Genomic DNA, 19,925 nt, shown 5'->3' on the forward strand with positions numbered 1-19,925 from the left:
CGGGAATAGCTCAGTTGGTAGAGCACGACCTTGCCAAGGTCGGGGTCGCGAGTTCGAGTCTCGTTTCCCGCTCCAATCTCTCTCCTCGAAGTACACAAATCCAATATTTCAACGCACTCATTGCCACATCCAGTTGGTAGAGCATGATCCGCGCCTTGCCAAGGCTGGGGTCGCGAGTTCGAGTCTCGTTTCCCGCTCCAATCTCTCTTCGAAGTCCTCATCATCCATTTGAATTGTCCATCACATCGCGCAGCGATGATTTGTCGTATCCGGCATTCAGCCAGATCAGACCCATGTCTTCTGTAGCCGGTTTGTGCACAGGTGTTGGGGAGGGTTGTGGTTGCTGCGAACAGGCTTATGGGCGTGGCGGGGAAGGGGAAACGGCGGGCAAAAAAATAGGAGGGGCCTTGGCTCCTCCTGCGAGTTCACGAGTGCGGCTTAGAGCAGAGTCACGTTCTCAGCCTGGGGGCCTTTCTTGCCCTGGGTCACGGTGAACTGGACTTTTTGACCTTCAGCCAGGGTCTTGAAACCAGTGCTCTGGATGGAGGAGAAGTGAACGAAAACGTCCGGTCCCTGGGATTGCTCGATGAAGCCAAAACCCTTGGTTTCGTTGAACCATTTTACTTGGCCGGTGCGAATGTCAGACATGTGGTAAGTCCTATCTATAACAAAATGAAACTAACGCCTTGTTGGGCAGCATTTGCCTAGAATGCAGGGGCCTACCCATGACTGACTACGTCAATTTGTTCCAGTGGCATGCAGTACAATCCCTGTCTAAAGCACAATCGATTGTACTGGAGCCCGATCCCTTGTCAATTTGGCACTTTTCATTTTTTGAGCGAGCTAAAAGTATTGGGAAGTCAGCGGCTTGTTTCATGCTTCTGGTCAAAAAAACGGGAGGCCATGGCCTCCCGTTTTTTTATTCCTTGAGGGCGAACCCTTCACCCTGTCGGTCGTAGCGGTAGTTTGCCTGACCGAAGGAGCGGATCTCGACCCGCTGGATGCGGCGGCCTGTGTCCACCAGGATGAACACCGACTTGCCCGATTGCAGCCGGGTCAGCGGCCTGTCCGGCCCCTCTATGGCGATCAGGCGGCTCAGCTCGGCCCCGGGCAGTTCAAACTTGCGCCAGATGGAGTAGAGGGTCTCGCCGGCCTGCACCTCGTGCTGCAGCCAGGTGCCATCCACCTTCTCCTCGACCGGTTTGGCTGCGACCGGCGCACTGCCTGCGGCCCCGTTGCCCACGGTCAGCGCCTGGGTCGGCACCGCCAGCGGCACGGCGAGTGAACCGGAAGGGGCCGCCCTGGGGGCGGCGGGGGCGGGTTCCCAGGCCAGCAGCAACAGCCAGAGAGGCACCAGCACCAGCAGGCCTATGGTGTGCTTGCGCGGCAGCGGGCTCGCCAGCTTGAATGAGCTGGTTCTGGGTTCCTTGTTGCGTTGACCAAGGCCGCTCATGCCCTGACCGAGGCGCTGACGCAGGGGCAGGGTAGCGGCATTGATACGATGGAGCAGGGTTCCTTGTGATTCGTCTTGGCGACGCTGCTGGGCTCGTCTGTTATGGCCACGTGGGCGACGGTCCGGGGTGGGCACGGCATTTACCTCTCACTACATTGCCTGCCATCAGGCAAATATAGCGCCTATGGTAAACGGACTCGCCCCCGAGGGGGAGAGCCCTGAGCATGAAAATTATCAGCTGAGACGAAATTGCCCCAGCAACTGCTGCAAACGCTCGGCCGCCTGGCGCAAGGCCTGGCTGGCTTTCGCCGTATTGGTCGCATCCTGGGCGATGTCGTTGGCCAGTGCGTTGGTTTTTGACAGGTTGCCTGAGACTGTCTCGGAAACCGAGCTCTGCTCCTCGGCGGCGGAGGCTATCTGATAGGTCATGTCGTTGATGGTGGCGATGGCCTGGAAGATGCTGTCGAGGGCCGCCTCCGCCAGATCGGCCTCGCCCACCGCCTGATGGGTCAGCTGCTGGCTCTGCTGGATGGCATTGACCGCATTGGCCGAGCTGTGGCGGATCTTCTCGATCAGCTCCTGGGTGTTCTGCACCGCCTGCTGGGTGTTGCCCGCCAGCTTGCGCACCTCGTCCGCCACCACCGCAAAGCCGCGCCCCTGCTCGCCGGCCCGGGCCGCTTCTATGGCGGCGTTGAGCGCCAGCAGGTTGGTCTGATCGGCGATGCCCTGGATGACGGTGAGTATGCTGGTGATCTGCTCGCTGTCGTGGGCCAGCCCCTCGACCACCTCGGCCCCCTTGCCCGCCTCGGCCGCCACCTTGTGCATGGACTGGATAACCTGCTGGAAGCGCACCTTGCCCTGATCCGCCGCCCCCTGTGCCTGCTTGGCGGAGTCGGCGGTGTTGTTGGCGTGGGTGGCCACCTCCTGGCTGACATAGGACATCTCCTGCACCGCGGTCAGCATCTGCTCCATTTCCGCCTGGTGATGCTGCAGGTTGCTGTCGGTCTGGCCGGCGATGCGGTCGGTATCCCCCGCGTGGCGATGGACCTCGCTTGCGGTCTTCTGCACGTCCTCGAGCAGCACCTGCAATTTGTCGATGAAGCGGTTGATGCCGCGGGCCAGTGACCCCAGCTCGTCCTGGGAGCGGGTGTTCAGGCGCTTGGTGAGATCCCCCTCGCCATCGGCGATGTCATCCACCAGGCTGACCATCTGGCGGATGGGGCCCGTGATGCTGCGGGCGATCACCAGCATGGTGGCCAGGGCCAGCACCAGAACGATGAGGGCACCGATGAGCTGCTGGGTCATGGCGGCCCGGTTCATCTCGGTGAGCTGGCTCTCCAGCTGATCGGCCCCCGCCAGCACCACCTGATAGGGCAGGGTGACTATGATGGCCCAGTTGCGGGCCATGCCCGGCACCGCGATGGGCACAGAGATGCGAAACGCCTCGTCGAGCTCCTGGCGTTGCAGCTCGGGCTTGAGGTATTGCTGCCAGCCGTCGCCCAGCAGCTTGTCGGCGCGGCTGCCGAGCAGGCCGGGGTCCCCGCTGGTGCCCGTGATGACGCCGGCGGCGCTGACGATCAGGGTCTCTCCCTTGCCGTCATAGATGTTGCTGTTGAGGGACTGGGCCTGGCGGCTGATGGAGTCCACCGCCAGATCCAGCGCGGCAATGCCCTTGAACTGACCGCCCACCAGTATGGGGGTGGTGATGGTGCTCACCAGCACCTGCTGGCCGTTGATGTCCACCTTGAAGGGATCGATGAGGCAGGAGCGCCCCTCCCGTTTCGGGCAGGCGTAGTAGTCGTTGGCCGGATTGCCGAATTCGTCCGGGTCGCTCTTCTCGATGGAGAGCAGCAGATCCGAGCCAATGTTCTCCTTGTCGCGATAGAAGTAGGGGACGAAGCGCCCCTTGTCATCGCTGCCAAGGGCACTCTGGCCTGCGAAGGCGCTGTCCTGGCCGTCGAAGCCGTTGGGCTCGAAGCCGGCGAAGGCGCCGTAGAGCTGGGGTTCCAGGCCGAGCTGCGCCTTGAGCAGATCCGTGGCCTGCTGGCGATCCAGCGGCAGCTTGCCCCCTTGCTGTTGGGCGAAGACGCTGGCCATCTGCTGGGTATAGGAGAGTCCCTTTTGCAGCAACTGGGTGATGGTGGCGGCCTCGGCGCGGGCGTTGGCACTCACCTTCTGCCAGGCCTCCTGCTGCAGGGCGGCGCGGCTGGAACTGATGGTCAGCTGCTGGGACTGCTTGCTCGAGTATTGGTTGAGCAGGATCAGGATGACCAGGGCCGTGGTCATGGCGACCCCCGCCAGTACCAGGATGCGATTCTGGATGGAGCGAAACTGCATCTCGTGTTCCTTGTGAGTAGAAAGTTGTATGAATTATCGGCATGGCGGGAGATTCCTCCAGCAATGTTGATCAGCAAAGCTGAAAATGAGGGGCGGTTCTGCGATCCCTCTCAAAGAACGGTACCCCGGCCGAATCAAGACCTGTTTAGGCCCCGACTATTGCATGGTTTTCCCATCCGTGATTCTGAGTGCTAAAATGCGACGGTTTTTTCTAACGCATTGGCCCAAGGCCCTCTACACAAGGCTTAAAGATGAAAGTCAAAACCCGTTTTGCTCCCAGCCCGACCGGCTTTTTGCATGTCGGCGGTGCCCGTACCGCACTCTATTCCTGGTTGTTCGCAAAGAGCCAGGGCGGCGAGTTCGTGCTGCGTATCGAGGATACCGATCTGGAACGTTCCACTCAGGAGGCGATCGACGCCATCATTGAGGGCATGGAATGGCTGGAGCTGAACTGGGATGAGGGCCCCTACTACCAGACCAAGCGCTTCGATCGCTACAACGGAATCATCGACGAGATGCTGGCCGATGGCCGCGCCTACAAGTGTTTCTGCTCCAAGGAGCGCCTGGAGGCGCTGCGCGAAGGTCAGATGGCGAGCGGCGAGAAGCCCCGCTATGACGGCAAGTGCCGGGATGCCGCCCACGATCACCCGGCCGATGCGCCCCACGTCATTCGCTTCCGCAACCCCACCGAAGGCTCAGTGGTGTTCGATGACCACGTCCGTGGCCGCATCGAGTTCGCCAACACCGAGCTCGACGATCTCATCATCCGCCGCACCGACGGCGCGCCGACCTACAACTTCTGCGTGGTGGTCGATGACTGGGACATGGAGATCACCCACGTGGTGCGTGGCGAAGACCACATCAACAACACCCCGCGCCAGATCAACATCTACAAGGCCCTGAACGCGCCCGTGCCTGAGTTTGCCCACGTCTCCATGATCCTGGGTGACGACGGCGCCAAGCTCTCCAAGCGCCACGGTGCTGTCTCCGTGATGCAGTACCGCGACGACGGCTACCTGCCGGAAGCCCTGCTGAACTATCTGGTGCGTCTGGGCTGGTCCCACGGCGATCAGGAGATCTTCAGCCTCGACGAGATGATCAAGCTGTTCAGCCTGGATGCCATCTCCAAGTCTGCCTCCGCCTTCAACACCGACAAGCTGCTGTGGCTCAACAACCACTACATGCGCAGCCTGGATCCGGCCTATGTGGCCAAGCACCTGGAATGGCACATGGCCGCCCAGAACATCGACACCAGCAAGGGCCCGGCGTTGCCTGCCGTGGTGACCCTGCTGGCCGAGCGCTGCAACACCCTGGTGGAGGTGGCCGCCCAGAGCCGCTACCTGTTCGAAGAGTACGAGGCCATCGACGAAGCGGCCGCCAAGAAGCACCTGCGCGGCGTCGCTGCCGAGCCGCTGACCCTGGCCAGGGCCAAACTGGCGGCCCTGGAGACCTGGACCACCGAGGCGCTGCATGAGCTGATTGAAGCCACTGCCGCCGAACTGGGTCAGGGCATGGGCAAGGTCGGCATGCCGCTGCGCGTGGCCGTGACCGGCCTGGGCCAGTCCCCTGCCATCGATGCCGTGATGGCGCTGGTGGGCAAGGAGCGGGTGCTGGCCCGCATCGATCGTGCCCTGGCCTATATCGAAGCGCGGATGGCGGCCGAGTAAGCCTCTGCCATTGCTTGAAAAAGGGCTCCCGCAAGGGGGCCCTTTGCTTTTGTGCGGCGCTCAGATTCATGACATAAAACAGCGACATAGCGCCGCAGTTGGCGGTAAAAACAGCTAACTGCCTGAATTTTGACTAAACGCTCCAGCGGGCGTTATTTTTGGGTTGACAGCAAAGCGGGTGATGCCTATCATGCGCCTCCGTTGCCAGAGATAACTTTGGTAGCGCCGAGGTGAGTTGGGGTTATAGCTCAGCTGGGAGAGCGCTTGCATGGCATGCAAGAGGTCCGCGGTTCGATCCCGCGTAGCTCCACCAAACACTTAAGGCCACCGCATTGCGGTGGCCTTTTTGTTTGTTCGGGCATTTATTTTTTTCATGATAACTGCCTCTTCATTTACAAATCAAATGACCAAAATGAAAAAGCCCGCGGCTGTCGCGGGCTTTTAGCATTATTCAATGCGGATCATGACGAGTGCCGACGCCGCCAGGCCAGCGGCAACAGGGCCAGCAGCAGTGCCCCCATGGCACCGCCACCCCCCTTGCTCTCTTCCTTGAGCTTGAGGTCGACGATGACGGGGTCGTGGTCCGAGGCGCTGAAGGGGTTGTCCGACTTGATGAGATCGCCGGTGAAGGCGCCGCCATATTCGAACAGGTTGCTCTCGAAGGAGTTGATGTGCCAGTCGGCCACCGCCACCACCTTGTCTGCCAGCGCCGGGTTGGCGAGGGCGTAGTCCAGGGTGCCGAGCTCGGCCTCGTAGCTGTAGGAGATGGCCTTCGCCTGGTTGAACTTGACGTTCAAGTCCACTAGACCATAGCTCTTGCCCACCGCCTGGCCCATCTGCTCATAGGGCTGCTCGCCGATAAAGGTGTGGGAGGCGGAGCGGATCTGACGCTCCCCCGCGACCGGCGCATAGTCGGTCAGCACCCGGATGGGATCCTCCTTGGCGTAGGAGTTGAAGTCCCCCACCAGCAGCACCTGGCCCGGCATCTTGCTCACCGCCTCCCCCAGTACCCTGGAGGCGCTCACCCGAAACTCGGTGCACTTGCCCTGCAGATCCGCAGGCTCCGTCTTGCCATCCCCGTTCTCGTAGCAGCCCGATCCCTTGGATTTCAGGTGGTTGACCACCAGGGTCAGGGGGGCGTCGCTGCCCGCCACGGTGAAGCGCTGCACCAGGGAGTCCCGCTGACCGGCGCTCCTGGCGACGCCGCCCGTGGTGTAGCGCTGCTCAGGCAGTCGGATAACCTCGGCATCCCCGCTCGGGGTGAGCAGGGCGGGGCGATAGATCATGGCCACCATGATGGCGTCGCCGCCGAAGAAGCGCTCCTCGGTGAGCAGGGCCTTGGGCAGGGTGACGAAGGCGTAGTGCTTGCTCGCCTCTTTCTGGCGGGCGTTGAGGCTCTGCACCAGATCGTGGAGGGCGGCGTGCTCGTCGAAGCCGTTGTTCTCCATCTCCATCAGGCCGAGCAGATCGGCGTCCATCTCGGCGATGGCGTTGACTATCTTGGCGCGTTGCAACTGGAACTCCTCCAGGCTCTTGGCGCCGCGGTTGCAGCCCTTGGCGCTGTCCGCATCCGCCTGATCCGCGCAGAGCACGTTGAGGGCGCCCCCCACGCTGGAGTGGCTGGTGAAGTAGTTGAGCACGTTGAAGCTGCCGATCCGCAGGTCGCTGCCATGAGCCCGGGCCGGTGCGCCCTGGCGGTCGTTCTCGTCGGTGCGCAGCAGATCCCCCGCCGTGATGCGCTGATCCTTGGGCACGATCAGCCGGTATTCGTCATAGCTGTAGCCCACCATGGCCTCCAGGTTGAGCGGGGCATCGCCGATGCGCAGATAGCCCTGCTCCGGCTCCCAGGCTGGCAGCCAGGGGAGCTTGCCGTTGGCGGCCTTGAAGTCCGACTCGAGGAAGACGCGGTTGCCTGCGTTGGCCTCGGCCAGCGCCACGGCCTCTGGGCTGCCCGCCACATGGAGCTGGGTCGGCTTCATCAGCGGGGCGCCGTGGGCGAGCACCAGGTTGTTGCGCTTGGCGGCGTAGTCGTAGCTGAAGTTGCGGCTTATCTTGAGCGCGCTGTCCTCGTCGAGGCGCACCCGCATCCCCTCGTGGCGCTCCAGGGCCCGGGCCAGGGTCTCCCCTTCCAGCACCCGCAGCGCCGTGGCGGCCGGTGCCTCGCCCTGGGCCAACACCGCCAGGCGCGGGGCGCTGCCGTCAACCAGTGGCTTGAGCTGGGTGTGGCCGTAGAACTCCTCGACCCTGGCCTCCAGGCAGACTAGGGCGCCCGGCTGGATGCCCGGGTACTTGCTGGCGAACTGCTTGTCATTGAGGTTGACGAAGATGCCGTCCGACGTCTCGGGGTTGCCGTCCCCCTGCAGATCCTGCAGGTAGAAGCCTCTGTTCAGGCTCTCGCCGAGGGCGGAGACCAGGGCCTTGACCTTGACAGTCCCGGGGCTTTCAAACAGATCGCCCGGGACGAGCGGGCTCTTGTCGCCGCTGCCCTGGATGGCGGGGATGGGGGTGAGGGCGCTGTCGGCCGGGCAACTGAAGCCGGCGGCATGGAGAGACGGGGACGCGAGGGCGAGCCCCACGGCCAGGGACAGCAGGGTAGGTCTTCCTTTCATGGGTATTCCTTTTTTTATTTTTGCCAGTGTTTCCATAGCCTTGGCGCTTTGGCCAAGGGCGCGCATTGTCACATTTCTGGCAGCTCTGACCAGTGAGGCAACGCACATTATGGGGAGACAAAAGAGGCTGAGCCCGTTTTTTTGACGTGGCTAACAGATTGATATTAATGACTTAATAGTTAGTTGGCCGATTGAGGGGAAGTGTGAGCCGGCCGGCATTCACATATTTTCCTTAGAGAATAAAGATTGAGCGGTTGCCACTTGCTTCCTATACTCGAGCCGTTCCTCACGGAACCCAGGCAAAGGGCAAACCGGCAGTGATGCCGGGACGCAAAGCCTCCGATCTGCCCCAAGCGGGCCAGACAGCGGGGTTACCCAGGGTGACTTGAGGGTTTGTGGCCCGTCCATGGCCTGTTGTCGCTCCCTTGTTCCCTGTTGCGATTGCGCTTTTCCCGGTCTTAAAAGCCAAGACAAAACAAGGATGATAACAATATGCAACAGATCTTGAGGCCCAGCAGGCTCGCCATGCTGGTCGCCCTTGCGGCCGTCCCTGCCTGGGCGCAGGCCGCCTACCCCGCCTATCAGGCCGGCACCGCCTACAAGGCTGGCGACATCGTCAGCAACGCAGGCGCCCTCTATGAATGCAAGGAATTCCCTTACTCCGGCTGGTGCGGCGCGTCGCCCTACCACTACGAACCCGGTGTCGGCGCCGTCTGGGCCGATGCCTGGAAACTCTTTGGCGGCGAGGTGCCGCCGCCGGCCCTGGTGGTCGCCATCGGCTCCCCCGCCGTGGGCAGCAGCGTCAGCGAAGGGGCCAGCCTGGCCCTGGCGGTGACCCTGAGCGGCCCGGTCACGGCGCTCGCCCGGGTGGAATACCTGATCGACGGCACCCTGGTCGCCACGGCCACGGCCTCCCCCTGGAGTGCCAGCTGGTCTGCCGCCGGCGTGGGCAATCACACCCTCAAGGCCCGGGCGCTGGATAAAGACGGCAAGGTGCTGAGCGAGGCGGATTCGAGCTTCCTGGTCGCCGCCGTGGTGGCGCCCGAGGCCCCCAGGGTGAGTATCGCCAGCCCCGCCGCCGGGGCCAGGGTGACCCTGGGCCGCGCCCTCACCGTGAGCGGCAATGTCACCGACGCCAATGACGACGTCGCCAAGGTCGAGCTCTTCGTGAATGGCCAGAAGGTGGGCGAGGACAGCAGCGCCCCCTGGCAACTGAGCTGGACGCCCCAGAACAAGGGGCTGACCGGCCTCAAGCTGGTGGCGACCGACAAGGCAAATCTCTCTGGCGAGTCGGCCCAGGTGGATGTCCAGGTGGAAGAGGCGGCCCTGCCCCCCACCGGCGGCAACCTCTCCTGCGACGTGCGCCAGATCTACCGCGCCGACGGCAGCGAGTGCATGGGGGATGACCATGGCCGCCGCGTCATCGGTTACTTCACCTCCTGGCGCACCGGCAAGAACGGCCTGCCAGCCTACCTGGTGGGCGACATCCCCTGGGACAAGATCACCCACATCAACTACGCCTTCGCGGCGGTGGACGAGCAGAGCCACACCATCAAGGTGGATGACGCCGCCACCAAGCTGACCTGGAACGGGGTGCCGGGCGCCGAGATGGATCCCGAGTTCGCCTATCAGGGCCACTTCAACCTGCTGTCCAAGTACAAGAAGCAGTACCCGGACGTGAAGACCCTCATCTCCGTGGGGGGCTGGGCCGATACTCGCGGCTTCTACGCCGCCACCACCAAGGGTGACTGCTCGGTCAACACCGCCGGCATCAACGCCTTCGCCGACTCGGCGGTGGGCTTCATCCGCCAGTACGGCTTCGATGGGGTGGACATCGACTACGAGTACCCCACCTCCATGAAGGATGCGGGCAACCCCAACGACTTCCCGCTCTCCAACCAGTGTCGCGGCAAGCTGTTTGCGAACTATGAAGTGCTGATGAAGACCCTGCGCAACAAGCTCGACAGCGCCGGGACCGAGGACGGTCGCAAGTACATGCTGACCATCGCCTCACCGGCCTCGGCCTACCTGCTGCGTGGCATGGAAAACTTCCAGGTCACTCAGTACCTCGACTACGTCAACCTGATGACCTATGACTTCCACGGCGCCTGGAACCACTTCGTCGGCCACAACGCCGCCCTGTTCGACAACAAGGCGGATCCCGAGCTGTCCCAGTGGGGTGTCTACACCCAGGCCCAGTTTGGCGGCATCGGCTACCTCAACTCCGCCTGGGCGGCCCACTACTTCCGCGGCGCCCTGGCGGCGGGCAAGATCAACATAGGGGTGCCTTACTACACCCGTGGCTGGCAGGGGGTCACCGGTGGCACCCACGGCCTGGGGGGCAAGGCGGCGCTGCCGAGCCAGAGCGATTGCCAGCCGGGCACAGGTGGCAGCACCATCCCCTGCGGCAATGGGGCGGTGGGCATCGACAACATCTGGCATGATCTGGACAAGAACGGCAAGGAGATAGGCGGTGGCGCCGTGCCCATGTGGCATGCCAAGAACCTGGAGCACGCGGCCAGCCTCGGCATCACCACATTGCCGAGCTACGGCCAGGCCTGGGGTCTGGATCCCAACAACCCGGCCCACGTGATGCAAGGCCAGTATGTGCGTTACTACGACGACAAGGCCCACGCGCCCTGGCTGTGGAACGAGCAGAAGAAGGTGTTCCTCTCCACCGAAGATGAAGAGTCCATGGGTCACAAGCTCGACTACATAGTCAAGCGGGGTCTGGGGGGCGTCATGTTCTGGGAGATGGCGGGGGACTATGACTTCGACGCCGCGAAGAACGAGTACGTGATGGGCAGCACCCTCACCAGCCTCGCCTACGAGAAGTTCAGCAAGGCCGACAAGGCGGCCCTGAAGCAGAACGATCTGCCGGCCCCGGCCGCCCAGCTCGACATCGGCGTGAGCCTCTCCGGCTTCAAGGAAGGGGACTCCAACTACCCGATTAACCCGACCCTCAAGCTCACCAACAAGTCGACCCAGACCATACCGGGCGGCACCCGCATCGAGTTCCTGATGCCCACCTCCACCTCCGACACCATCACCGACCAGAGCGGCATGGGGTTGAAAGTGGTGGAGAGCGGCGGCAACCAGAACTCCGACGGCATCGCCAATGAGAAGGACTTCCACAAGGTGGCCCTGACGCTGCCGGCCTGGAAGGCCTGGGCGCCGGGCACCGAGGTGGAAGTGGCCATGACCTACTACCTGCCGGCCGCCGGCGTGCCGAGCGGCATGCGCCTGATTGCCGGCAGCCAGACCATAGGCCTGAAGTCCGACTTCCCGGCCCTGGCCGAGGCGGTGCTGGGCAGCAGTGGCGGTGGTGACGGCGGCAGCGGTGGCACCACCTGTGCCAGCCAGAACGTCAACCCGGCGGACTACAATGCCTATCCGACCTGGCCACGCGGGGATCACGCCAATGGCAACGACCGCATGACCAACGGCAAGGCGGTGTGGCAGGCCAACTGGTGGACCAGCAGCGAGCCCAAGGCGGGCGATGGCAGCTGGAAGCTGGTGTGCAACTACTGAGTTGTCCCGGCTGCTGTACCAGCAGCGAGCTCAGAGCGGGCGATGGCAGCTGGAAGCTGGTGTGCAACTATTGAGTTGTCCCGGATGCTGTACCAGCAGCGAACTCAGAGCGGGCGATGGCAGCTGGAAGCTGGTGTGCAACTACTGAGTTGTCCCGGCTGCTGAAGCGGGTGTGCAACTACTGATAATCGGTTGAGGGGCTTACCCCGCGTCAACCCAATGACCCAATCCGGAGCCCAGGCTCCGGATTTTTTTGCGCCTCATACAAGGAAGGGATCTCGTGACAATCGGGGGAGGGGACCATAAAAAAGACCGCTCCGAAGAGCGGCCAATTGCCACCAGGCAAGCTGCGGGGCTGACCCCCTTGTGGATGGGCAGTCGCCATGGGCGGATGCTTGCCCATGGCGTGCCGGTTTATTGAGTGACGGCGCCGCCCTGTTGCTCCTTCAGGAAGCTGATCCAGGGGGAGGCGCGACCACTGACGTTGCCATTCTGGGCGGCCTGGGTGAAGGCGCTGAGCGCCTCCTTGGGTTTCTGCTGCTCGAAGTAGGCGACCCCGGTCAGGAACTTCAGATCCGCCCGCTGCTCGCCGCTGGCATTGGCGGCGGGCTTGGCGGCCAGGGCGACCAGATCCTTGTAGCGTTTGCTCTGGATCATCATGCGCGCCATCTTCAGCTGCAGCTCTGCACTGGGGGCCAGCTGATAGGACTTGGCCAGGGTGTCGATGGCCGGATCCAGCTCCTTGGCCTGATGCCAGTAGTTGGCCAGCGTCTTGTAGTTGGCCGCGCTGCTCTCGATGGTCCCCTCCTTCATCGCCTTCTCCATCACGCGGGCGGCGCGGTGGGGAATGCCGGCGAAGGCCAGGTAGTTGGCGAGCCGCTGCAACTCGGCCGCCTCGGTCAGCATGCCGAGGTTGTAGGCGCCTTCCAGCGCCGCCAGGGCCTTGGCATCGTTGCCCGCCTGCATGTGCATGGCCGAGAGCTGGGTCCAGTACTTCTTCTTCTCCGGGTACTTGTCCACCAGGGCGGTCAGCACCTCGGTGGCCGGCTTGTACTGTTTCAGCTCGTAGTGGGCCGCCATCTTCAGCAGATACCAGGACTCCGGCGCCTTGCCCGCGGAGAGCTTGATCGCCTGATCCACCGCCGGTATGGCCTCCCGGTACTGCTTGAGCTGCACATGGGCGTTGGCCAGGGTGATGTAGGCGTGCGGGGTTGGCTTCTCCTCCTTGCCGAGGTTCGCAAACCACTCCTTCATGGTGCTGATGGAGCCCTTGAAGTTCCCCTCCGCCATATAGAGCTGGGCCAGGTTGTAGCGCACCTGCTGGGCCACCGGCTGCGGCAGGCCGCCGGTGGCGATGGCATCGGCGAAGTATCTGGTCGCTTGGCTGTATTTCTCCTGCTGGGCGGCCACGAAGCCCAGGGTCTGCAAAATGACCCCCTTGTCGTAGACCCGCTCGCCTGCGCCGGACAGCGCCTCCTGCAGCTTGGCATTGGCCTCGCCGTATTTCTTCTCGGTGATCAACGCCTGGGCCTTGTTGACCGCGCGGTAGGCGCGATCAGACAGGGCGGGCTGCTCGGCGGCCCAGCCGGCGGTACTGAGCAGTACCGCCATGGCCACCGGGGCGAGGATCAGGGTATGTAACTTTTTCATCGCCACCTTCCTTAGTTGACCGCGAACTCGATCTCTTGCTGCATGCGGCTTGCCTGGGGCTTGCCGTCCACCATGGCCGGCTTGAAGGTCCACTTGGCAATGGTCTTGCGCGCCTCCTTGCCGAGGTCGTAGCTGCGGGGCTCTTCCTTGACGATCCGGATGTTGCTGACGGTGCCGCGCTCGGTGACGGTGAACTCCACCAGTACCTTGCCGGAGGCGAGACCGGCCAGCGCCGCCTTGCGGGGCATCATGGGCTCGAAGGTCGCCATGGGCATGGCGCCGTTGTTGCCGCCCATGCCGCCACCGCCGCCGCCGGTGCTGTAGGCACCCAGGGCGTTGCCGCCGCCGATGTTGACCGGGATGTCGAGCTTGGGCATGTCCATGGGGGCACTGTCCATCTTGGGCCTGTCCGTGCTCGCCACCTCCATCTCGGGTGGGGGCGGCGGGCGGTTCGGGGGCGGCGGTTTGGGCAGTTCCCGTTGTTTCTCTTGCAGGGTCTCCTGGGGCTTGAGGCGAATGAAGTCGGTCATGGTGACGTCTTCTCTCTCCGTCAGCTCCCGGTGATCCGGTGTGATGAGCTTGTTCATTCCCAGAAACAGGAAGAACACCACCACACAGGAGACAGCTATCGCTATCAGGTATCTCATGGTGCTCGCTCCGGCATCAGCTGCTCTTGCTCGCCGCGATGGAGATGTTCTGGACACCGGCCATGCGGATCTGATCCATGACCTGGACCACCAGCCCGGAACGGGACTCGGTATCGGCCTGGATCACCACGGCGCTCTCCGGGTTCTCCGCCCGCAGCCGCTCGATGTTGGCACGCACGGCGCCCACTTCGACGACCCGTTTGTCGACCCAGACCTGGCCGTTCTCGCGGACCGCGACCATGATGTTCCCCTTCTTCACCGTCTCGGCCGTGCTGGCGCTCGGGCGGTTGATCTCCACGCCGGACTCCTTGACGAACGAGGTGGTGACGATGAAGAAGATCAGCATGATGAACACTATGTCCAGCATGGGGGTCAGATCGATGGCCGCCTCATCGGCACCGCTGTCGCTGTGACGTTTTCTCATGGCAAAAAACTCCTTGCTTGTTCTGTGCCCCGGCGGGCCTGAGCCTGCCGGGGATGTGCATCCTGCATCAGCCGTGTTTCAGGTTGTCTTCCAGCTTCTGCACCGCCAACTTGGCCTTGTGATCGAGCTGGTTGACAAAAAACAGGCCGGAAAGGGCGGCAATCATGCCCGCCATGGTCGGTACCGTCGCCTTGGAGATCCCCGAGGCCATGGCCCTGGGGGAACCCGTGCCCGTGATGGCCAGGGTGTCGAACACCTGCACCATGCCCACCACTGTGCCGAGCAGCCCCATCAGCGGACAGAGGGCGATCAGCACCTTGATGACCGGCATCCCCTTGTCCACCGCCATGGCCACCCGGGAGACCAGCTCGCGCCGGATCTGCTTGGCAGACCAGGAGAGGTGATCGCTGCGGGCCAGCCAGGTCGCCTTGGTCTGCTTCACCTGTTTGGGATAGACCGCCATGAAGTAGAACCAGCGCTCCAGCAGCAGGGCCCACATCATCAGGGTCAGGAAGAACAGGGCGACCAGCACGTCGCCCCCCAATCCCAGAAACCGGCGGACCGACTCGACTTCTTCAATCAACCAGAACCACATGGGTGACTCCTTAGGCTGCGGCTTTGGCGGCGTGCAGACGTTCCTGATAACGGGCGACGAAACCGGCGCTCTGCTCTTCCAGGACCTGGATGAGACGACGGCTCTGGGTCTGCACTATGGTGTAGAGGAACAGCATGGGCACGGCGACCACCAGACCCTGCATGGTGGTGACCAGGGCCTCGGAGATGCCGCCCGCCATCAGCTTGGGATCCCCGGTACCGAACAGGGTGATGGCCTGGAAGGTGGCGATCATGCCCACCACGGTACCCAGCAGACCCAGCAGTGGCGCGACCGAGGCGATCAGCTTGATGATGCTGATGCCCTTCTCGAACTTGGGCACGTTGCGCAGGATGATCTCGTCGAGCTTGGATTCCAGATCCTCTATGTTGTCACCGCGGTGGGACTGATAGGCCCCCAGCATCTCGCCGATGGGGTTGCCCTTGATGATCTGCTCGGATTTCAGCTGCTTGCGCATGGACGAGCCGATCAACGACAGGCGGATACCGCAGAAGATGGCCAGCAGGGTGCCGAGCACGCCGAGCACCATGATGACGTAACCCACTTCACCCCCCTGATCAATCCGCTCCTTGAGAGTCGGTGACTGCACCAGCAGGGAGAGGATCACCCCGCGGGACGGGTCGATAAAGATGGGCTCGACGGCGCCGTTGCCCTGTTCAAACTCGGCGATCGGCTCCAGCACGCTCTTCTCCGGTTGACGGGAGAGCTGCTCGAACTTGCCGGTCTCCGGCACGAAGGTGAGGTACTTGCCCTCGGAGACGGTGTTGAACTCGCCTATCTGGGTCACCGTCTTCTCGGCCTGGTTGCCCTCGCCGTAGACCACGGTGGCCGGGATCTGGCTCACCTTGCCACCGTCCACCATGCGGCCGAGGGTGGTGGTCCAGAAGGCGGTCAGATCGTCGCTGGAGGGGAGCTCCTTGCTCTCCGCCAGGCGGGTCAGCAGGGCCGTCTGCTCAGGGTGTTCGACCCGGCGGGCGGAGGCGTTGAAGATCCCCTTGAACTCGCCGGCGAACTGGCGCAGCACGCCGAACATCTCGCCCATGTTGCCGGAGCGCTGGCGCAGGGTCTCGGTCAGCTCGGTGAGCTGCTTGTCGTTGGCATCGAAGGTGGCCTTGAGCTGCTCGCCCTTGGCAGTCTCGGCGGCGAGATCCGCCTTGGCCTTGGCCAGCAGGGCCCCTTGCTCGTTCTTGTCAGCCAGGAAGCGGGCCTCCCGCTCCTTGTTGAGCTGGGATTCGCTGGTGCTGGCGGCCTTGACCTGGCTCAGCAGGGCGTTCAGGTCTACCGGTTTCTCGGCGGCGGTCACCGGCAGGGTGATCAGGGTGGCTCCCGCGATCAGGGAGGCAATGGCGAGTCTGATTCCTTTCATGATGCTTTCTCCGCAGTTTGAACCGGCAGCTTGATGAGCGCGGGGGGCGCCTGCTTCTTGGCGATGCGAAGGCCCTGTTCAACCGCACTGCGATACTCCTGGGGCAGCTCTTCCCACTGGCGGGTCTTCTTGTTCCACATGCCGGTCTCGTTGCCATCCGGGGACTGGTAGAGCAGGGCGATGCGGCCGACGCGCAGGAACTCGTAGGTCTTCTCGCTGCCATCCTTGTCCAGGCTGGCCTTGTAGGACTCTATGGTGCGGCTGAAGCCCTCCTCGATCTGGTAGGCCTCCAGGATCTTGCGGTACTTCTCGGAGATGGTGACGTCGGCCCGGTTCATGAGGTCGGTCAGGGCCGCCACGCGGTCCTCCCGCTCGACCTTCTGGAACGGCAGGTCAAGGGCGACGAACTGATCGAGGGAGTCGATCATCTTGAGCATCAGGGGCACTACCTCGGTGCTGGTCTGATCGATCTGGGCTATCTGGCGCTGCATCGAGGCCAGCTCGGCACTCTGGGAGTCGACCATCTTGCCCACCTGCTCGTTGTAGGTGCGCAGGCTGTCGACCTGGCGCAGGGCGGCCTTGTACTGGGCCAGGGCAGACTCGGCAGACTCGGCGTAGCTGTCGATCTTCTGCTGGGATACTTTGGAGGCATTGTCGGTGGCGGCTTGAGCGTCCACTGCCTGACCGGCAGAGGCGGCACTCAGATTGAAGCTGGTCAGCAGGGCAGCCGAAACCAGGCTGCCGAGGAGCGCTTTCTTCATTGTAATAGTCCTTTTTTTCATAGGATTACCCTATCTCCGTGACTTCCTTGGAACCTTGGGCAGAGCCGGCCCGAGGGGGCCGGCTCGTCACTTTCCTGGTGGATCAGAACTTCTGGGCGTAGTCGAGGTAGTAGATGCGACCGTCGATGCTGTAGAGCTCCTCGTCATAGGTGAAGCCATCGCTCTCGAGGGACGGGCCCGCGTTGAACATGTTCTTCACCCCGACCTGGATCTTGCCGTTCCAGGGCGCATCCACGCCGACGTTCAGGTTCCAGGTGGTCTGGGACGCGATGTGGCCCACTTCCTCACCGGTGTCGGCGATGTAGTCCTGGCTCTGGGAGTCGATGTAGTTCGCGCTCAGGTAGGTATCCATGTTCCACCACTGGGGCACATTGACACCCACGCCGGAGCTGAAGCGCATCTGCGGCTTGCCGTTCTGGCCAATCTTGTCGATGACGGGGCCACCGGCGTACAGGCCTTCCTTGTACTCCAGGATGTAGGTGCCGCCGAGGTCATAGCGGATGGTGGCGGAGGTCAGGTCGTAGCGGTAATCCAGCTTGAGATCCAGGCCGCTGGTGTTCAGGGTTCCCCGGTTGACCATGGGGGCGATGGCACCGCTGATCTTGCCCTGGCTGTTGCGGGTGACGTTGCTGGAGCCCCCGTTGTTCAGCTCGTCATAGATGACGGACTGCAGGGTGTTCAGCTGGATCACGTCCTCGATCTTGATGGTGTAGTAGTCCAGGGAGAGGTTCAGGTCATCCAGCGGGCTGTAGGCCACCCCGAAGTTCCAGGTGTCCGCCGTCTCTTCCTTCAGCTCCTCGTTGGAGGTGCGGGTGGTGTCGTACTGGCGGTTCGGGCAGTCCGCCGCCGAGATGCCGTTGGCCTCGCAGTAGACATAGTCCTTGGCCCAGTCGGCCGAGAAGGAGTCAGCCGCGTAGAGATCGCTCAGGCTGGGGGCGCGGAACGAGCGGGACCAGGAGGTGCGCAGCATCAGGTTGTCCAGCGGCTGGTAACGCAGGCTCGCCTTGGGGGAGAAGGCGCTGCCGAAGTCGCTGTAGTCATCGAAGCGACCGGCCAGGTTCAGCTCGATCTGATCCGTGATGGGCACCAGGGACTCGATGTAGGCGGCGGTGACGTCGCGCACCCCGCCGGAGGAGTTGCCGGAGGAGCCGATGATGTTGCCGGCCTCGGACTGGGCATCGTACTTGTCGGTATAGACCCAGTCGTTGTACTCGGCGCCCGCATACCAGCTGACCGGACCGGCCGGCAGCTCACCCATGTCCCACTGGACACCTGCGTACCACTGGTAGAAGTCCATGGTGGAGCGGCGGCTGGTGTCGGCTGCCATGGCGGCAGTGCTCTTGGGATCGAACTCGCCCCCGACGAACTTGCCGTCGGCGATGGCCTGCTGGGCGGCGGATTGCAGCACGTAACCTGTGCCGTTCTCCTTGTTGTCGGTCTTGGAGTACATGTAACCGGCGTTCCACTGCATGTCGCCCACGGATTCTGTGGTGACAGTGCCCTCGAAGCCGAGGTTCAGGCTGCCGGTCATGTCGGTGACATAGTTGTCACGGGGACCGACGTTGCTGAAGCGGTAGTAGGCGTAGGCGGCTTCACCCAGACCCTGGGTGGCGGCGGCGTCCAGGCCGTTGTCGGTGAAGAACTGGGCGTTGTTCGGGTTGGACGGATCTATGGCGAAGGCACCGGCGGCGGGGGCGAAGCGGCCGAAGCTCTCGACCCGGGAGCCGATGATCTGCGGCACGAAGTCGACGGTGTCGTTGATGTGGTAGCGACCATTCACGTAGAGGGTGTCACGGCTGCGGGAGGCCGTGGTGGCCGCGACCTGACCGTAGTTGAAGTTGCAGCCGCCCTCGAAACCGATGAAGGGCTCCTTGCAACTGCCGTCGGCATTGGTGGCACCGGCCAGGGGGCCGTATTTCCAGATGGGATCCCCGTTGGCGTCGAGGCCGGTGATCCCCTCCACGTTGCGACCGTAGGCGCTGGGGGCATCGTTGCCCTGCTTGGCCAGATAATCACGATCACGGCTGTAGATGACGTCCTTCTTGTCGTGCTCGTAGACCGCCATCAGCGAGCCCTTCTCGCCATTGACGCCTGCCACGACGGAGCCACTGCTCTCGTCACCGCCCTCTTCGGTCGGGGAGCCGAGGCGTCCCTGGAAGGTCAGGCCGTCGTAGCCCTCTTTGAGCACCACGTTGATGACACCGCCGATGGCGTCGGAACCATAGATGGCGGAGCCGCCGTCTAGGTTGACTTCGACCCGCTCAACGGCGGCCATGGGGATGGTGTTGAGGTTGATGGAGGTGCCGCCCATGGTGGGGGAACCCGCTACCCGCTTGCCGTTCAGCAACACCAGGGTGCGCTCTGACCCCAGGCCGCGCAGGCCGACGGTGGATTGGGACTGGAAGGAGCTGCCGGAGGCCGGGGAGACGCCACCGAAGGAGTTGTAAGAGGCTTGTTTGAGGTAATCGGCGACGGTCTGCTGACCGGATTGCTCGATCTTTGCCTTGGTCACTGAGACGACAGGGGTGGATCCTTCCACATCGACCCGGGAGATCCGCGAGCCGGTGACCTTGATCTTCTGCAGTTTTTCGACATTCTGGCCCTCTTCGGCCAGGGCAGGGGTGCCCACAACTGCCGCGCTCGCCAAGGCAAACGCTACGGCAGCAGAGAGTCTGCTTTTCCTAAGCATCGTTAGTATCCTTCCTGATTGTTTTTTTGTTTGCTTCCCTTACCGCCCTCGTTGGAGCGGTGCGTAAGGCTTATCAAGGTTTGATGATTGACGTCAAATGGAGCGGCCAGGATGGGGAAGAGATGGGGCGTCAGAAGACTATGCAGGGCGGTGGCAT

General features: G+C 63.0%; 13 protein-coding genes, 1 tRNA gene and 1 riboswitch. Of the genes, 3 read left to right on the forward strand and 11 right to left on the reverse strand.

What is annotated here, in order from left to right; translation table 11 throughout:
- Positions 1-438 precede the first annotated feature (438 nt).
- The 3 genes from AC3WR3_RS07180 to AC3WR3_RS07190 all read right to left on the reverse strand — a co-directional run bounded on the left by AC3WR3_RS07180 (position 439) and on the right by AC3WR3_RS07190 (position 3,790).
- Positions 439-648 (reverse strand): cold-shock protein, encoded by a 210-nt coding sequence (locus AC3WR3_RS07180; RefSeq protein ID WP_005327092.1) that lies wholly within the window; start codon positions 646-648, stop codon positions 439-441.
- Between the two features lie 271 nt (positions 649-919).
- Positions 920-1,588, reverse strand: a complete 669-nt coding sequence (locus AC3WR3_RS07185) for a LysM-like peptidoglycan-binding domain-containing protein (RefSeq protein WP_139436730.1) — start codon at positions 1,586-1,588, stop codon at positions 920-922.
- A 99-nt stretch (positions 1,589-1,687) separates the two neighbouring features.
- Positions 1,688-3,790, reverse strand: coding sequence for a methyl-accepting chemotaxis protein (locus AC3WR3_RS07190; protein WP_492291531.1), 2,103 nt, complete (start codon positions 3,788-3,790; stop codon positions 1,688-1,690).
- A gap of 251 nt (positions 3,791-4,041) precedes the next feature.
- On the opposite strand from AC3WR3_RS07190, the gene gltX reads away from it, so the two are divergent.
- Together gltX and AC3WR3_RS07200 are read left to right on the forward strand one after the other, a co-directional pair.
- The gene (gene gltX, locus AC3WR3_RS07195) at positions 4,042-5,457 is read left to right on the forward strand and encodes a glutamate--tRNA ligase (protein ID WP_265437259.1); all 1,416 of its coding nucleotides are present in this window, start codon (positions 4,042-4,044) and stop codon (positions 5,455-5,457) included.
- Positions 5,458-5,694: 237 nt separating this feature from the next.
- Positions 5,695-5,770, forward strand: a tRNA-Ala gene (locus AC3WR3_RS07200).
- A gap of 148 nt (positions 5,771-5,918) precedes the next feature.
- Here the strand turns inward: AC3WR3_RS07200 and AC3WR3_RS07205 are convergent.
- Positions 5,919-8,066: an ExeM/NucH family extracellular endonuclease gene (locus AC3WR3_RS07205; RefSeq protein WP_492291532.1), complete on the reverse strand. Its 2,148-nt coding sequence runs from the start codon at positions 8,064-8,066 to the stop codon at positions 5,919-5,921.
- Positions 8,067-8,361: 295 nt separating this feature from the next.
- Positions 8,362-8,445, forward strand: a riboswitch (cyclic di-GMP riboswitch).
- A 113-nt stretch (positions 8,446-8,558) separates the two neighbouring features.
- Here AC3WR3_RS07205 and AC3WR3_RS07210 point away from each other — a divergent pair.
- The gene (locus tag AC3WR3_RS07210) at positions 8,559-11,597 is read left to right on the forward strand and encodes a glycosyl hydrolase family 18 protein (protein ID WP_492291533.1); all 3,039 of its coding nucleotides are present in this window, start codon (positions 8,559-8,561) and stop codon (positions 11,595-11,597) included.
- Positions 11,598-12,011: 414 nt separating this feature from the next.
- Here the strand turns inward: AC3WR3_RS07210 and AC3WR3_RS07215 are convergent, their stop codons facing one another.
- From AC3WR3_RS07215 to AC3WR3_RS07245, 7 genes are all read right to left on the reverse strand, one after another.
- Positions 12,012-13,247 carry a tetratricopeptide repeat protein gene (locus AC3WR3_RS07215; RefSeq protein WP_139436722.1) on the reverse strand — a complete coding sequence of 412 codons (1,236 nt, stop codon included), beginning with the start codon at positions 13,245-13,247 and terminating at the stop codon, positions 12,012-12,014.
- 11 nt (positions 13,248-13,258) lie between these two features.
- Positions 13,259-13,894, reverse strand: a complete 636-nt coding sequence (locus tag AC3WR3_RS07220; protein WP_106887700.1) for an energy transducer TonB — start codon at positions 13,892-13,894, stop codon at positions 13,259-13,261.
- 16 nt (positions 13,895-13,910) lie between these two features.
- A complete protein-coding gene (locus tag AC3WR3_RS07225) occupies positions 13,911-14,318 on the reverse strand; it encodes an ExbD/TolR family protein (protein WP_005327075.1) in 408 nt (135 codons plus the stop codon).
- Between the two features lie 67 nt (positions 14,319-14,385).
- Positions 14,386-14,913 (reverse strand): MotA/TolQ/ExbB proton channel family protein, encoded by a 528-nt coding sequence (locus AC3WR3_RS07230; protein WP_068979220.1) that lies wholly within the window; start codon positions 14,911-14,913, stop codon positions 14,386-14,388.
- Positions 14,914-14,923: 10 nt separating this feature from the next.
- Entirely contained in the window at positions 14,924-16,297 is a 1,374-nt protein-coding gene (locus AC3WR3_RS07235; RefSeq protein WP_492291534.1) for a MotA/TolQ/ExbB proton channel family protein, read from the reverse strand.
- Complete coding sequence (locus AC3WR3_RS07240) at positions 16,294-17,058, reverse strand: DUF3450 domain-containing protein (protein ID WP_139439730.1); 765 nt, start codon at positions 17,056-17,058, stop codon at positions 16,294-16,296. The genes AC3WR3_RS07235 and AC3WR3_RS07240 overlap by 4 nt, the downstream gene beginning before the upstream one ends.
- A gap of 103 nt (positions 17,059-17,161) precedes the next feature.
- Positions 17,162-19,768 (reverse strand): TonB-dependent receptor plug domain-containing protein, encoded by a 2,607-nt coding sequence (locus tag AC3WR3_RS07245; protein WP_265437597.1) that lies wholly within the window; start codon positions 19,766-19,768, stop codon positions 17,162-17,164.
- Between the last annotated feature and the right edge of the window lie 157 nt (positions 19,769-19,925).

It is taken from the genome of Aeromonas sp. EU05-FHT14A05 (assembly GCF_058791175.1).